The sequence below is a fragment of the Paenibacillus sp. J22P59 genome, assembly GCF_059383895.1.
Map to the genome: position 1 here is coordinate 414,245 of NZ_JBXENX010000002.1, position 14,929 is coordinate 429,173.

Consider the following 14,929-nt stretch of genomic DNA (forward strand, 5'->3'; position numbering starts at 1 on the left):
GGCCTTCTCCGCTTTCCATCTGAGCTAGCCGTGGGAAACCTCCTTAGCTTCCGCTTCTATTGGATTTACCATTCCGCTTCCCAGCTATCGTCGCAACAGGCAGCACTGCCTCTGCCTCTGACTTTTCGTTTCTTGCCATAAGCAAGGACAAAAGCGCCAGTCCATCTCCTACTATGACTACAACTGCCGCAATTAACGCTATATCATCAGAGGTCAACCCTTCAGATTTATTCCCCATCCTCGACCACTGCCCCTTATCTCAATTGATATTAGCCTATTCTAGGCAGAAAAATTTGATTGGGCGAATAGTGAATTTATGTGTGTAGTTTGCGGTGAATCTATCTTCCAGGGGATGGAACATATCTATACGAAATTACTTAGAGAGCTGCAGCTAATAAGTAGACAAGTGAGCTATTCAGCATGCTAACAGCATGGTACAATCCATATAACTGGATTTTTTTAGAAGGAGGTATTACCTTGCGATTCGGAATGAGGAATACAAGCTTGAAGAAATATATTATCTCCAGCATTAAGCGCAAGCTGCTGAAACAGATCAAGAAGCTTCTCAAATAAATTACAAAATCAAAGGCTCGCCTTTAAGTACCCGCAATCAGAAAAAACATCGACGTACAGGTAGACTCCCTGTCATGATCGATGTTTCTTACTTTGCCCAGGAAAACTCAAACCTTCACAGGTATAAATATAAAAGCCTAGAAATTACACCATGCTGGCACATAAAAAAGAACCCTCTAGTTCAGAGAGTTCTTAAAACTTACACTTATAGTTTATAATTATTTTAACCCCTTTGAATCAGATGTCGTCCGATTATATAAAACAGATTCCTTCGTTCCATCGCTATATTCAAAATCAATTCCCGTAATCTTAATCGTCTCTAAAGCTGATTGATAAGTAAATATAGTAAAGATCCCCAATTTGTCATTTGGTTTAACAGGGCCTACATATTTAACGGCAAATGTGCTTTCCCCTGTAATTTGGTCATATGATGGATCACCGACTGCATTAAATGTACTAATATGAACTGTATAGTAATTAATAGTTTTACCAGTTAAATTAGTTACAAACCATGACAGCTTAACTCCATCTGCCGAGTTTACATTATATGCAAAAACAGTTGGTGTACTTACTTTTTGTGTTGTAGTTTCTCCGATAGTCACTATTTTATCATCTGAATTCCAATCCGTGGCTTTCCCTGTCGATTCACTAATAAAACGTAATGGGACAAATGTTACACCATTCACAACTCTTGGAGCAATACTTAATTTTTTTTCTTTTCCATTTACCAGAGCAGTTTTACTATCTATTGTGAGTTTTATATTCAATCCTTTTTTTGATCCAGTAACAGTCTTGGTTTTTTGATCCCAAGTAAATGACAAACCTAGAGCTTTAAACACAGGAGTAAATTGAACCAAAGTAGTTCCCTGTGTCTGAATTGGATCTGTACTGAAATTCATTAGACTACCATCAACATAAACTTTGATCGGTGTTTCAGTTGCATAAACATTACTTCCTGAAGTAAACAACATAACCATAATAATCAATACTACTACTTTCTTCATTCGGACATCTCCCACCATTCGACTTTTCATTTGATAATATCACAAAAAAATAAATAGGTATGTCGAACTATGTCGTATTTAAAAAATATTAGGTAAATAGTCTATAGATCCTAAAGATAGTAAAAGATTATTTTTCCTCACTTCATAAACATTATTATGTACGGAACGTTTGGGACAACTCGGTTAATAAGAAATAATTGTTTTGGGAGATAGTTACAACACTCCAAACCATCGTTTGAAACAAATTAACCCTAATCATATAAAAAAACACTTTTGAAATCAGATTTTTCGTTCTGATTTCAAAAGTGTTATAAAATTTCTATATTATAGATCATTAAGGATTTAGTTATGGTGCGGTAGAGAGGACTCGAACCTCCACGGGCATAAGCCCACTACCCCCTCAAGATAGCGTGTCTGCCATTCCACCACTACCGCACATATAGGGGAAAACTTTAATAAAAACTGGTGAGCCATGAAGGACTCGAACCTTCGACACCCTGATTAAAAGTCAGGTGCTCTACCAACTGAGCTAATGGCTCTCATGATTGTAAAACGAACTCAGTAGAGCTGCTTCACTTACATTGAGGAATGGTGACCCGTAGGGGATTCGAACCCCTGTTACCTCCGTGAAAGGGAGGTGTCTTAACCCCTTGACCAACGGGCCTGGTATTTACTGAACAACATTTGTTATTGTAACAACTTCCGAACTCAAGTACAAGCTTTTTCTACCGATTACTTCGATCCAATTGATGGAAGTCATAATCTTTGCCGTTATGAGGCGTAAAAAAAAGACCTGATAGTGAACGGCCTTCCGTTACAATCGTTATGCCATATGAATGGCGGAGAGAGAGGGATTCGAACCCTCGCACCACTTGCGCAGTCTAACCCCTTAGCAGAGGGTCCCCTTGAGCCACTTGGGTATCTCCCCGAATTGGCTCCCCGAACAGGACTCGAACCTGTGACAACTCGATTAACAGTCGAGTGCTCTACCAACTGAGCTATCAGGGAATATCGGTGTTCGTTGCCGTTTGTTTCGTAAATCAGCGGCGACAAGTAATAATATATCATGGTTCTTTCTATAGGTCAAGCGTTTTTAAAAATAATTTTCCACGGCATTTTCCGCAGGCATAACGGGCGGGGTCCACTCTTCTTTTTCGCAAATATTCCATACCGCATTTACTGCAAATAAGCTGATAACGATACGGTGTTGGCTGCCGACCCAGCCTGTCCGGCAGCGTGTGGCAGAACCTCGAACCTCCTACATGAGCGAGCAGTTTCTTGAAGTCCTCGTCCCGATGCCGATATCCCCGCTTCATTATATGCAGATGGTAATGACAGAGCTCATGCTTAATTATCTTCTCTGTCTCCTCGTAGCCGAATGCTTCAAGCTGATGTGGGCTTATCTCTATATTATGGGATTTGGTAAAGTAGCGTCCTCCCGTGGCCTTTAACCTACGATTAAAGCTTGCTTGATGAATAAACGGCCGGCCAAAGCTCTCTATTGATACTCGTTCTACCCAATGCTGCAGTGCTGCATCGTCTATTGTCATCATCGTTATTCTCCTCCACTACTTGAATTTTAAAGCTTGTATACGCTACACTGTCAAGTAGTAATCTACAATTGTACGGCGATTACAGAAGCACCAATCGCATCATGTAATCGAACGAGGGGAGATTTGCTTAACTTATGCCTACTATGCGCTACGTCCTTATGAAAGATGATACCACTATTCTATTCGTCGAAATGCCCGAATCTCATGCTTATCAGCTAAGTGCGCTCAATTTGCGTCTGCATAAAGAGATAGACAAGCTCACAGCAGATCACGTGCCTCAGCTGCCCTACGCGATAGCAGAATGCGACAATGTCGAGCTGCATGACAGCTCCATCGCTATTGTATCTGGTCTGGATTACATTAACGAGCTAGAGCGCGGCTTTGCAGCGATTAAAGAATCCGCATATCCGCTTATTGCTCTGCTTACAGAGATCCGTGCCTTGCAGGCTCAGCTAGAGCAATGGTACGAAGAAGAAATGTAACGTTTCATTAGGACCTGCACGGACACTTTGCCCTCCCCATATGGTAATAATACACCACGAAGAGGAGGGCGGACGCTATCCCACAATGGCTCTGTAACCAGATGATGCGTGCATTTCAGAAAAAAGACCGCAGGCAAATCAAGCTGCTGAATGAATGCTGGTATTTTTACCGCAATAAGCAAGGTCCTCAAGAAGAGAACCCTATATAGCGATATGCGTGTATTCATCATACTTATCTCACCAGCATTGTTAGACGACAAACCCCGCATGCTTGAAGGCATGCGGGGTTTGTCGTCTTACTAATTAGATTTTATTGAAAAAGGTTACGTCCTCTACAGGAAGCCTTGAAGTCAGGCGGCCAGGCGTCGCTGCCTTGCCGATTGGAAGAAGAATCGTTGGTGCATAACGCTCAGGAATTTGGAAAGCTTCCTTCAGCTGCTCACGGTTATAACCACCCATTGGTACGGTATCATACCCCTTGGATTTGGCAACGAGCATAATCTGCATAGCTACCAGACCTGCATCGAACACAGCTACCTCATGCAAACGATCCTTCGGAATCGAGGTATAGAGCTTCACTGTATTAGCTGTGAACTGCTCAGCAATCTCTGGTGTCATATAGCCTGCCTCAACAGCCAGTTTATTGATTTTCTCGGATTCTTTGTACATCTCAAGGTCACCTAGAATAACAATAACGGCTGATGCATCAACAACCTGCTGCTGGTTATTGGCAATTGGCAGCAGCTGCTGCTTAAGCTCTGCATCTGTAATAACAAGGAAGCGCCATGATTGCGTATTGGAAGAGGATGGGGCCTTCGTAGCTAGCTCCAGAATTTCTTTGATTTCCTCTTCCGAGATCGTTGCTGATGGATCATAGTGACGGACAGAATGACGGCCCTCAAGCACTTCTAAAAAAGCTCCAAGGTCATTATTTGTTTGTGTAGTCATTAGGTAATTCCTCCCATAAGTTTTACTGTGTTAATTATTGCACAGTAAACGGTGTGTGAAACTGTAATGAATTTAATAACAGTATAGTGGCTGGCTGCGAGTCATGTCAATCCTTTATTCCGCTTCCCAGATGTTGGCTGTACTTCATCCCGCAAATCTGCTCTGATAGCTGCTTAATCGTCGTTTTCCTGAGGATCTCGATCGTATTCTGCTCGATCTCATCCGTTATTGCTTCAAAAGCCTGCCTCATCTCTTGACCGAAGTGATGGGCTCCTGTCGTATCAATCATGCCGCAGGAGAATGGTTCTCCAACCCTCAAAGCTATATATACATCCGCAAGAGTAATTACATCTGGGGCTCGCTTCAAACGGTAGCCGCCGTCTCGTCCCTCCTGCGTCTCAAGCAGCTGTTCTTTCGCGAGCTTGGCCAATACCCGTCTTAGCATAGTAGCCTCAGACCCCAGTATAAGAGCAATCTCTGCGCTAGAACAAGTACCAGGCTTGTTATTAAGAACAACAAGCGCCTGTAAGGCTACGCCGAATGCTTTATGATGATTTGGTGTGCTGCTGCATCTGTCATTGCTTGAAGTCACCGCTAATCCTCTCCTTCCTTCATAGGACACTAGAGGCTCTGATATATGATAAGGGGCTTGCAAGTGAAAAGCAAGCCCCTCGAATTCATATCAGCTAGTTCTGTTTGCGCATCGTAAGGCCAACGCGGCCTTTTTTGAGATCCACGTTCAATACCCATACGGTAACGGTATCTCCAACGGATACAACATCCATCGGATGCTTGATGAATTTGTCGCTCATTTGTGAAATATGCACCAAACCATCATTTTTAATGCCGATATCAATGAACGCTCCGAAATCAATAACATTCCTGACCGTTCCTTGAAGCTCCATGCCCGGAGTCAAATCTTCCAAATTAAGCACATCCGTATGAAAAATAGGGGCAGGCAGCTCCTCACGAGGATCACGCCCTGGACGGAGAAGACTGTCCATAATATCTTTAAGCGTCGGCACCCCTACACCAAGTACAGGAGCAAGCTCTTCCGCACGAATCTCTACCAGCTTCGTCTTAAGCTCCTCCGAGCCAACCTGATTCAGCTTCAGTCCCAGCTCTCCGAATAGCTTATCGACCACCTCGTAAGATTCGGGATGGATCGGCGTTCGATCAAGTGGATTGACCGCTTCGGGAATACGCAGGAAGCCAATGCATTGCTCATAGGATTTTGCACCCAGACGAGGCACCTTTTGCAGCTGTCCACGCTTTGCGAACCGTCCATTCTCCTCGCGATACTTCACAATATTGCGTGCAATCGTGGCATTGATGCCGGCCACATACGACAGCAACGAAGCTGAGGCTGTGTTCACGTCTACACCGACATGGTTAACGGCAGATTCTACGACCCCGCCAAGGCTCTCGTCCAATCGCTTCTGACTGACATCATGCTGATATTGGCCGACTCCAATTGCCTTTGGCTCAATCTTTACAAGCTCCGCTAACGGGTCCTGCAGCCTCCGTGCGATAGATACCGCGCTTCGCTCCGCTACATCCAGATCAGGGAATTCCTCGGCCGCAAGCTTCGATGCCGAATATACGCTTGCACCCGCTTCGCTGACAATAATATATTTGAGCTCGGCTCCGTCCTCTGCCTTGCGCTTGCCGATAAGATCAGCAATAAATTGCTCGGTTTCGCGAGAAGCCGTGCCATTGCCAATGACAATCAATTCGACTTTATATTGATCAATAAGCCGGTTGATCAGCCTTTCCGCCTCTGCTACTTTATTATTCGGAGGAGTCGGATACGACACCGCTACTTCCAGCAGCTTGCCTGTATCATCAATAACAGCCAGCTTGCAGCCTGTCCGGAAAGCAGGGTCTACACCGAGTACAATATTGCCTCTTACCGGAGGCTGCAGCAGCAAGTTGCGGAGATTCTCCGAGAAGATAGAAATAGCATGCTCTTCTGCCTTTTCCGTCAGTTCTCCGCGCACCTCTCGTTCAATAGAAGGAGCAATCAGTCTTTTGTACGAATCCTCAATGACGGCAATAAGTACTTCGCGCACGGCAGCAGCTGTATAATTACGCAATATTTTACGCTGGATATGATCATGTATCCTCTCGGATTGGATGTCGAATGCCACTCGCAGAATATCCTCGCGTTCTCCACGATTAATCGCCAATACCCGATGCGGAGGCAGCTTGCGAATCGGCTCTTGGTAGCTGTAATACATTTCGTATACGGATTCCGCAGCTGCGTTCTTCGCTTCTGTGCGCAGCAGCGCCTGATCGAAGGTATGCTTCCTCACCCATGCTCGAATAGCAGCTTCATCGGCTATATTCTCCGCAAGAATATCCTTGGCACCTTGCAGAGCATCCTCAGCCGTTGCTACCCCCTTATCAGCATCGACATAGGCGGCAGCTTCAGCAATTGGATCTCCATGCTTAGGCTGGGACCAGAGCCACTCAGCAAGTGATTCTAATCCCCGCTCCTTCGCCACGCTCGCCCTTGTCTTACGCTTCTGGCGGTAAGGACGATACAAATCTTCTATTTCTTGCAGCTTCACAGATTCATTAATTGTGCTCCGCAATCCCTCAGTCAGCTTGCCTTGCTCATCAATCAGCCTAATGACCTCGCGCTTGCGGTCTTCCAAATTTCTCATATATTGCAGCCGTTCCTCAATTGCCCGCAAATCGTTCTCATCGAGCTCCCCGGTCATTTCCTTCCGGTACCTCGCTATGAATGGAATCGTATTCCCCTCATCCAGCAGCGCAACCGCCGCTTTCACTTTCGTGAAAGGAATCGACAGCTGAGATGCCAATCCTTTCATAATACGATCCGTCTCTGCAGCTATTTGTTCAGCTGTTCTTATTACCTTCACTGATCCTTCTTCTAACCCATTATCGGTCTGCTTCGCTGTTATTCCTGCCACTCGCTATGCACCGTCCTTTTAATTCTTTCCCTGTAACCTTCTATTATTGTCGCAGATTTCTGAAGGGATTTCCACAATGCCTATGGAAGAATTGCCTTTTTATGATGTTTATTGGAACCTAAAATTCGAGAATATGCAAAAAACCGTTGGCATGACGGTGTTCTGCCATGCCAACGGTTTGGGTTATCTGGTATGTGGATTATTTGCCATTTCGAAGCCAATTGTCGTCTTAGGTCCATGACCTGGATATACCGTCACTTCAGGCGCTAGCTTAAAGAGCTTCGTCTGAATGGAATCCATTAGATCACGTTCTCTGCCGCCTGGAAGATCCGTTCTTCCGACCGACATCTTGAACAGTACATCCCCCGAGAACAAATGATTGCCGCATAAGAAGCTCACACTGCCGGGCGAATGTCCTGGCGTGTGCATCACTTTGAACGTCTGACCAATAAGCTGCAGCGTCTGCCCTTGATCAAGGGCATATTCAGCAGGCCCTGTCGTCAAAGGAGGCGTTACGTCAGCCCAGCGCAGAGAACCGTTCTTCTTGGGATCAGTCAGCCAGTCGGCCTCCAAATCATGGATATATACGGGAGCACCTGTCGCTGTACGCACTTCCTCTACCCCGCCCATATGATCAAAATGTGCATGCGTCAACAGGATGGCTTCAATCTTTACATTGGCAATCCGATCAAGCAGCCGCTTGGGATTCATGCCCGGATCGATAACGATGCCACGCTCTTCCCCGCTCTCTTCATTCTGTACGGTCAACAGGTACGCATTCGTCTGAATAGGACCTAATGGAAAAATTTCAATACGCATCATTCATACTCCTATCTGATTAGAACGACTCGAATAAGTCGCGAAGTTCACTAATAATAACAGCTTGGTAGCCTGTTCCTTCACCATAACGCTCCATCATGTCCTTGCGTGTAACAGCGAGGTTCTCTTGGTAATCTGCCGCTTCACGATCAGGATTGGCTTGTTTGAAGGCAATCATGGCTTCCTGTACATGCTTAGGACGCGGTCCCCATTGACCGAGAACATGTCCGCCTGTATCTGTAATAATAACAATAGGGACAGAACGTCCACCCATCGTGAGGAATTGATCCATCGTATCCAAATGCTCTTCCATAATAAGTACTTCTGTGGGGATTCCGCTAACTTGGAGTGCACGGAACACGACTGGAATATTCCGTACGACATCGCCGCACCACTCCGCCATAAGAATCAGCACACGCAAATCATCTCGATTATTCAAGGATTCAAAATATTCGCGGTCCTCCTGATTCGGCCATTCGAAATGATCATACCACTGCGTAAAAGCTTCTTTATTCTTTTGCATGCCTGCAATAAATTGCTCTGGTGTAATTCCCTTATTCAGCTTATCAGCAACACTTGAACTCATAATTATCCCTCTTTCCTTTATTCATTAACTCCATTATACCGATTTCCCTTGTGAACGTACAAACTTTACTAGTACATAGACGATCAGCAAAGCGATCGCGATCAGAATCGCTGGCTGGACATAGTCACTCGCTCTCTCCTCAATCCTTCCCCAATTATCGCCAAGCTTCATCCCCAAATAAACAAATAGCATGGACCAAGGAAGTGAAGCCAGCGCAGTCAGCACAGTAAACAGCATAAACGGCATCTTCGCCATGCCGGCAGGAATGGAAATCACTTGTCGCATGACTGGAACGAATCGAGCAGTGAACACGATTCCCGCTCCATATTGGTTGAACCAGCCCTCTGCAATATCGACATGCTTGGTTTTGATTTTGATATACTTGCCATATTTCACTACGAGCGGACGACCGCCGAATCTCCCAATCGCATACAATATCCAATTTTGGCCCACTGCCCCTAAAGTACCGAAGAGAACTGCACCTATATATGAAATTTCACCCTTAGAAACCAAATAGCCGCCGTAGCCCAATACAATTTCACTTGGGATGACTTCTATTAACAGCCCGATTACAATCCCGATATATCCAAGGCTCTCCATCCACACCAATAATGCATGAATAACATCGCTCATCCACTCCATCTCTACGCACATCCTCCCCATTAAAACATTAAGACGCATAAAAGAAACCTCATTGTTTGTCCAAGCTTCTATCCGATTATATGCTTGCCCTATATCAATATGCGTCAGGGAACCGTCTTCTCTGCTGCCGCATACTAATGGCATAGAGAGGAGTCGGTTACCAATGAGGCCATCCGCCCAGAAGCATGCCGCAAGCCTACCGACCGCACGTAAAATTCGCCGGGCATGCAGCAATGAGCTGTATCGCACTGCCAAACGCTTGAAGCTATGGGTCTCCAAAGAAAAAATGGAGCAAGCCGAAAAAATTTACTTCAAGAAGGTTGTTCTTAATCTGGTTTGGATCTCCGAGAATGAGAACAACCGCAAGGTTCTGTCCGACTGGTGGGACGAGAACGTCAGTATTGAAATAGCAGAGCTATGGGAGACAGACCTTGCCCAGCTCCAGCGGGCATTCCGCGATGCATTCGGAGCCATGTAGCGCATGTATGAATGTATGAATGCAAAAAAGAGCCGAACGCTTATGCCCAATTAATAAGGCATGACGTTCGGCTCTCGCAATTTATCGGCAATATCAACTAATTTTCCTGCAGCCGTTCTACAGAAACCGTCTGCGTATTCAATGGATTCGAGCCTACTTGAACCGTCGCCATTTTGTTGACCACGTCCACATGCTCGATCCATACAGAATCCTCGCCGTCCAACTGCACTCCGATTTTTTTATCAGAATCATAAATTTGCTTCGCACGTGCTGCTTCCATCATTCTCGCCCGCCTTTACGTGATTGATATACGCTTAACCCTTTTGCTCAGGAACAATAGTATCGGTTGTCGTCTCATCAATTAAGCCGTTTTGCGGGGATACATAGCCGCCTCCAAGGCCCTCATTGACCATACGGTCTATATCCATGAAATAATCATCGCGACCTTCATTCCATGCATCTGCAGCTCCCTCAGGTTGGTTGCTGTTATCTGTTGTCATTGCCATTACCTCCTGTATGTCCTAAAAGTTCGTGTTCTCTAGCAAAATATACCCTTTCGGAGTGATTCTCATGCATTCGGGAATAATAACATCGACTAAAGCAGGAGGGATTATATTATGCATACCGTATGGAAAGGCGCAATCAGCTTCGGTCTTGTGCATGTGCCAGTCAAGATGTTCTCCGCAACTGAGGACAAGGATATCTCGCTTCGCATGCTCCACAAGCCTTGCGGCAGTCCAATCTCCTATGTAAGGCGCTGCCCTAATTGTGATGTAGAAGCGGAATGGGATGATATTGTCAAAGGCTATGAATATGACAAGGGGCACTTTGTCCTGTTCGAGAAAGAGGAGCTGGAGCAGCTCGCAGGGGAAAAATCAAGAACCATTCAAATTCTTGATTTTGTTGCTCTAGAGGAAATTGATCCGATTTATTTTCAGAAAACGTATTATTTATCTCCTGATCAAGCAGGCGGCAATGCCTATAATCTGCTGCTCCAAGCGATGTCAGATTCGGGCCGAATCGGCATTGCAAAAATATCCATTCGCTCGAAAAGCAGCTTGGCAGCCATTCGTGTTCTTGATAATTGCTTGGCGATGGAAACCATCTATTACCCCGATGAAATAAGATCGCTTACTCAAGTGCCCGGCTTGCCTGATGCAATCAATGTCAATGAGAAGGAGCTGATGATGGCGAAGCTGCTCATTGAACAATTATCTACCCCCTTCGAGCCGACCAAATATACCGACGATTACCGAAGCAATATGCTGACCCTTATTAACCAAAAGGTAGCTGGCGAAGAAATTCGAATTGCCCCTCAGCAGGAGCAAGCAAGCGTCATAGACCTGATGGCAGCTCTGCAAGCCAGCCTTGAGGTTGCTAAGCCCAGCGGCAAGGTGGTTCTTGATACAGGAGCCGGCACCAAGCCTGTAAAAGAAAGAAAAACGAAAGAAGCCAGTGACAGTTCTGTTCCTAAGCTTCGCAAACCAAGAGCGAAGAAAACAGCATCGAAAGATACAGGATCATAATCGTGAAGACAGCTTTTCTTCCGTTATCTACTGAACCGATGGCTCCTATCTCGAATGCCAAGCTGCCCCAAGGACCAGATTGGGTATATCAATTAAAATGGGACGGCGTACGCATCTTGGCTATGATTGGGCAAAACGGCATTGTGAAGTTATTTTCCCGAAAAATGCTGCTTAAAAATGCCATTTATCCCGAGATCGAAAAAGTATTGGCAGATAATGCTTTACAGTTCGGTCCTTGCGTATTGGATGGAGAAATTATTTATTGGGATGGCCTAAAGCCGAACTTTCAGAAGGTGCTCCAAAGAGAGCGCAGCAAGCAGCCGAATGCCTATAAAAACAATGAGCGGCTCATCTATGTCGTATTTGACATTTTACAGGATGGAGATCAGGATTTGCGTGAGCTTTCTTTTGGAGAACGGAATCACATTTTGCAGCAGAAGCTGCTGGCCATCCCACGAAATGATGTAATTACAACCGAGCTTTATACGGACGGAGAAGCTCTGTGGAATTGGGTTCAAGAGCATCAATGGGAAGGAATCGTGAGCAAACGGATATCAAGTCCTTATCGTGAAGGGAAGAAGCATCAGGATTGGCTGAAGAAAAAAACTGCTCTTGTCCTTGATATTACGATCGTTGGGGTTAAGCGGAGGGAAGGCCGTGCAGCAAGCCTTGTTATGTCCGATCAAGGGAATTTCATTGGCAGCGTCTCGCTTGGGCTCAATGAAGCGATGCGGGAGACGCTTGAGAATGCTCTACAGCTTCGCAGCAGTTCGCCTCCTTCCTGGCCTATGCCATTCCCAAGTCTTCCTTCTGAGCTGAAGCGAGAGGATATCGTGTGGCTCCCTTCCCCGCTGCCTTGTCGGGTTACGGGACTTGAGCTGACATCTGCCGGATTGCTTCGCCATCCAAAGCTTGTTGCCTTCGGGTGGGCAAAATCTCAGAAGAAAGATGGTGCCCATGACAATGATTAAAGAATTACAGCTGACATCCAAGAAACGTATCCTGCTATCTGTAGATGGGCAAGAAATCGCTATCACTAACCCAAATAAGCTTCTATGGCCAGATCAAGGCATCACGAAGCTAATCTATATTCAGAAGCTTGCTATGCTGGCCCCTTATTTGCTCAAATATAGCCGTGATCGTTATTTGACGACGATTCGATTTCCTAATGGCTTCGAAGGCAAATCCTTTTACCAGAAAAATTGCCCAGAACCAACCCCAGCCTATGTTCATACTGCCGCTGTCGATGCCATTGCCTATGTGCATCTGGACTCGGTACCGACCTTGCTGTGGCTTGGTAATTTGGCTTGTCTGGAATTTCATGCTTCATTCGAACGAATAGAGCATTCCCATTATCCCTCCGAATGGATCATAGACCTTGATCCAACGCTTCAGGAGGAGCCTCGCATCATGGAAGCAGCTTCATTAGTAGGAGAGCTTTTGCAATCGCTTCGTATCGAATCTATAGCCAAAACCTCTGGTGCAACTGGGATTCAAATTATTGTGCCGCTGCAACGCATACATTCCTTCGATGAGCTGAGAATTCTTGGTCAGTTCGTGGGCGAATACTTGGCCCGGACTTATCCCCGCTTATTTACGATCGAACGATTAACAAAAAATCGCGGCGACCTCATCTATTTCGATTACTTGCAGCATTATCAAGGCAAGACCATTGCCGCTCCCTATTCTCCTCGCGCCCGAATAGGCGCTCCTGTATCTACACCGCTTACGTGGGAGGAAGTGAATAGTCGGCAATATCGCCCTTCTGACTTTCATCTCTTGAATATTATGGAGCGCCTTTCGCATACCGGAGATTTAATTGAAAAGGTGGAAACACAGAATCTATCCCATGTCCTTCAATTTATCGTTTCACAGCAGCGGTGACAGCAAGAAGGCGGCAGCCTCCGCGGCCTTCTGCTTCTTGGATCTATTCCTGAAGCTTATAAGATCCAGCTCCATGCTATCCGCCAGATCCTGTATGAAATCTTGTTCTAGACGTTGGATAATTAAGGGATCGAACATCACTGCATTTTGCTCAAAATTGCTGTAAAAGCTGCGCATATCCATATTTGCTGTTCCAACGATAGCAAGCAGCTCGTCAATCAAGAGCACCTTTGCATGAATAAAACCCTTCTGATAGCGATATACCTTTACCCCTGCTTCCAGCAGCTGATCTACATAGGACAGGGTAGCCCATAATACCAGCTTCGTATCCGCGATGCCTGGTATGATAAGCCTGACATCAATACCGCTTTTCGCAGCCGTGCAAAGCGCCATCAGCAAGCTCTCATCAGGTACAAAGTAAGGGGTGGAGATGCAAATTCTATCGTTGGCTACTGCAATGGCAGCGAACACTGTTTCCAGAATCGGCTCTCCTCTTCGATCAGGGCCACTGGAGACAATGAGTACCGGCTCACTTTGCCTATGCAAATGTGGAGGCATGTAGATAGGAGCAGATAATTGCTCTTTTGCTGCAAAAGCCCAGTCCTTCATGAACAGCTCCTGCAAAAAATAAACCGCATCTCCTTCTAGCTGCAAATGCGTGTCCCGCCAGAACCCAAGCTTCTCATCCTTCCCCAAATATTCATCGCCGATATTTATGCCGCCCACGAATCCTATTTTCCCATCCACTACTGTGATTTTGCTATGATTACGATTATTCAGCAGCTTGTCATACACCGCTACACGAGCAGGTAGAAAACAACTTATTCTCACTCCTGCCTCCTGCAGCTCCTTCACGTATTCTTTTGCCAGATTAAGACTGCCAATGCCATCATACAATACTCTGACCTCAACTCCAGCAAGCGCTTTGCGAATTAACAGCTCCTGTACCTTCTGGCCAATCCCATCATGGCGAATGGTGTAATAATCCATATGAATATGATGCTCCGCAGCTTCACATGCTCGAATAATGGCTTCATACGTAGCTTTACCATTCGTTAGAACCGTTGTTTTGTTACGAAGCGTAATCACGTTCGCAGGAATAGCCTCCAGCAAGTGATACAAACGCTCTTGGTTAGGAAGCCTATTCAATCCAATATCAGAAGCTTGCTTCACATAATGGCTATTGCGCTTGGCTGCTTGCAAATGCTCACGCTCAAAGGAACGGATTCTCCGCCTCGACACCTCTGAGCGTCCGATTAGTATACAGGCCAACACACCGACGACCGGGAACACCAGTGTTATAAAAACCCAGGCAGCTACATTAACAGGCCGTCGATGTTCGATTAGCAGCACGATAGCAAATTGAAGCGTGTATATAATAAATAATGAAGCAATGATGACCAGCCAAATAAACATTCCTGCACCCCATTAATTAGTGGGACCACTTCCCAATAGAAATCTTTCTAGTGTCGCCCAGCAAGAGCTCAAGCTATAC

At 45.6% G+C, this 14,929-nt stretch carries 18 protein-coding genes and 5 tRNA genes; 6 read left to right on the plus strand and 17 right to left on the minus strand.

Going from position 1 to position 14,929, the window contains the following annotated elements:
* Positions 1 to 43 precede the first annotated feature (43 nt).
* The 8 genes from AC50YO_RS05150 to AC50YO_RS05185 form a co-directional block, all read right to left on the minus strand.
* On the minus strand, positions 44 to 238 hold the full coding sequence (locus AC50YO_RS05150) for a hypothetical protein (RefSeq protein ID WP_494843995.1): 195 nt from the start codon (positions 236 to 238) through the stop codon (positions 44 to 46).
* 553 nt (positions 239 to 791) lie between these two features.
* A complete protein-coding gene (locus AC50YO_RS05155; RefSeq protein WP_494843999.1) occupies positions 792 to 1,577 on the minus strand; it encodes a copper amine oxidase N-terminal domain-containing protein in 786 nt (261 codons plus the stop codon).
* A gap of 349 nt (positions 1,578 to 1,926) precedes the next feature.
* Positions 1,927 to 2,012, minus strand: a tRNA-Leu gene (locus tag AC50YO_RS05160).
* 28 nt (positions 2,013 to 2,040) lie between these two features.
* A tRNA-Lys gene (locus AC50YO_RS05165) sits at positions 2,041 to 2,116 on the minus strand.
* Positions 2,117 to 2,166: 50 nt separating this feature from the next.
* Positions 2,167 to 2,241, minus strand: a tRNA-Glu gene (locus AC50YO_RS05170).
* 173 nt (positions 2,242 to 2,414) lie between these two features.
* Positions 2,415 to 2,505, minus strand: a tRNA-Ser gene (locus AC50YO_RS05175).
* A gap of 4 nt (positions 2,506 to 2,509) precedes the next feature.
* Positions 2,510 to 2,585, minus strand: a tRNA-Asn gene (locus AC50YO_RS05180).
* A gap of 68 nt (positions 2,586 to 2,653) precedes the next feature.
* Positions 2,654 to 3,130 carry a SprT family protein gene (locus AC50YO_RS05185; RefSeq protein WP_494844003.1) on the minus strand — a complete coding sequence of 159 codons (477 nt, stop codon included), beginning with the start codon at positions 3,128 to 3,130 and terminating at the stop codon, positions 2,654 to 2,656.
* A 134-nt stretch (positions 3,131 to 3,264) separates the two neighbouring features.
* Between AC50YO_RS05185 and AC50YO_RS05190 the strand changes: the two genes are divergently transcribed.
* A complete protein-coding gene (locus tag AC50YO_RS05190; RefSeq protein ID WP_494844006.1) occupies positions 3,265 to 3,612 on the plus strand; it encodes a P-loop NTPase family protein in 348 nt (115 codons plus the stop codon).
* Positions 3,613 to 3,689: 77 nt separating this feature from the next.
* A complete protein-coding gene (gene cmpA / locus AC50YO_RS05195) occupies positions 3,690 to 3,821 on the plus strand; it encodes a cortex morphogenetic protein CmpA (protein WP_494844150.1) in 132 nt (43 codons plus the stop codon).
* A gap of 94 nt (positions 3,822 to 3,915) precedes the next feature.
* Here cmpA and AC50YO_RS05200 read toward each other — a convergent pair whose 3' ends face one another.
* The 6 genes from AC50YO_RS05200 to uptA all read right to left on the minus strand — a co-directional run bounded on the left by AC50YO_RS05200 (position 3,916) and on the right by uptA (position 9,546).
* Complete coding sequence (locus tag AC50YO_RS05200; protein ID WP_494844010.1) at positions 3,916 to 4,560, minus strand: nitroreductase family protein; 645 nt, start codon at positions 4,558 to 4,560, stop codon at positions 3,916 to 3,918.
* Positions 4,561 to 4,666: 106 nt separating this feature from the next.
* The gene (locus tag AC50YO_RS05205) at positions 4,667 to 5,152 is read right to left on the minus strand and encodes an RrF2 family transcriptional regulator (protein WP_494844014.1); all 486 of its coding nucleotides are present in this window, start codon (positions 5,150 to 5,152) and stop codon (positions 4,667 to 4,669) included.
* Positions 5,153 to 5,246: 94 nt separating this feature from the next.
* Positions 5,247 to 7,490, minus strand: coding sequence for a Tex family protein (locus AC50YO_RS05210; protein WP_494844152.1), 2,244 nt, complete (start codon positions 7,488 to 7,490; stop codon positions 5,247 to 5,249).
* A gap of 192 nt (positions 7,491 to 7,682) precedes the next feature.
* The gene (locus tag AC50YO_RS05215; RefSeq protein ID WP_494844016.1) at positions 7,683 to 8,321 is read right to left on the minus strand and encodes an MBL fold metallo-hydrolase; all 639 of its coding nucleotides are present in this window, start codon (positions 8,319 to 8,321) and stop codon (positions 7,683 to 7,685) included.
* Between the two features lie 16 nt (positions 8,322 to 8,337).
* Positions 8,338 to 8,904 carry a thioredoxin family protein gene (locus AC50YO_RS05220; protein WP_494844018.1) on the minus strand — a complete coding sequence of 189 codons (567 nt, stop codon included), beginning with the start codon at positions 8,902 to 8,904 and terminating at the stop codon, positions 8,338 to 8,340.
* Between the two features lie 33 nt (positions 8,905 to 8,937).
* Positions 8,938 to 9,546 (minus strand): undecaprenyl phosphate transporter UptA, encoded by a 609-nt coding sequence (gene uptA, locus AC50YO_RS05225; RefSeq protein ID WP_494844156.1) that lies wholly within the window; start codon positions 9,544 to 9,546, stop codon positions 8,938 to 8,940.
* A gap of 163 nt (positions 9,547 to 9,709) precedes the next feature.
* On the opposite strand from uptA, the gene AC50YO_RS05230 reads away from it, so the two are divergent.
* Entirely contained in the window at positions 9,710 to 10,024 is a 315-nt protein-coding gene (locus AC50YO_RS05230; RefSeq protein WP_494844020.1) for a dehydrogenase, read from the plus strand.
* A gap of 97 nt (positions 10,025 to 10,121) precedes the next feature.
* On the opposite strand, the gene AC50YO_RS05235 is transcribed toward AC50YO_RS05230, so the two are convergent.
* Both AC50YO_RS05235 and AC50YO_RS05240 read right to left on the minus strand, forming a co-directional pair.
* Positions 10,122 to 10,307 (minus strand): H-type small acid-soluble spore protein, encoded by a 186-nt coding sequence (locus AC50YO_RS05235; protein ID WP_494844022.1) that lies wholly within the window; start codon positions 10,305 to 10,307, stop codon positions 10,122 to 10,124.
* A 31-nt stretch (positions 10,308 to 10,338) separates the two neighbouring features.
* Positions 10,339 to 10,524: a hypothetical protein gene (locus AC50YO_RS05240; RefSeq protein ID WP_494844026.1), complete on the minus strand. Its 186-nt coding sequence runs from the start codon at positions 10,522 to 10,524 to the stop codon at positions 10,339 to 10,341.
* A gap of 117 nt (positions 10,525 to 10,641) precedes the next feature.
* Here AC50YO_RS05240 and ku point away from each other — a divergent pair, with 117 nt between their 5' ends.
* Genes ku through ligD form a run of 3 tightly spaced genes read left to right on the plus strand, consistent with a single transcriptional unit; the run spans position 10,642 to position 13,434 of the window.
* A complete protein-coding gene (gene ku, locus AC50YO_RS05245; protein ID WP_494844029.1) occupies positions 10,642 to 11,550 on the plus strand; it encodes a non-homologous end joining protein Ku in 909 nt (302 codons plus the stop codon).
* A gap of 2 nt (positions 11,551 to 11,552) precedes the next feature.
* Entirely contained in the window at positions 11,553 to 12,521 is a 969-nt protein-coding gene (locus tag AC50YO_RS05250; RefSeq protein WP_494844032.1) for an ATP-dependent DNA ligase, read from the plus strand.
* A complete protein-coding gene (ligD, locus tag AC50YO_RS05255) occupies positions 12,514 to 13,434 on the plus strand; it encodes a non-homologous end-joining DNA ligase (protein ID WP_494844034.1) in 921 nt (306 codons plus the stop codon). The genes AC50YO_RS05250 and ligD overlap by 8 nt, the downstream gene beginning before the upstream one ends.
* On the opposite strand, the gene cls is transcribed toward ligD, so the two are convergent.
* The gene (gene cls, locus AC50YO_RS05260; protein ID WP_494844036.1) at positions 13,420 to 14,850 is read right to left on the minus strand and encodes a cardiolipin synthase; all 1,431 of its coding nucleotides are present in this window, start codon (positions 14,848 to 14,850) and stop codon (positions 13,420 to 13,422) included. The genes ligD and cls overlap by 15 nt on opposite strands.
* Between the last annotated feature and the right edge of the window lie 79 nt (positions 14,851 to 14,929).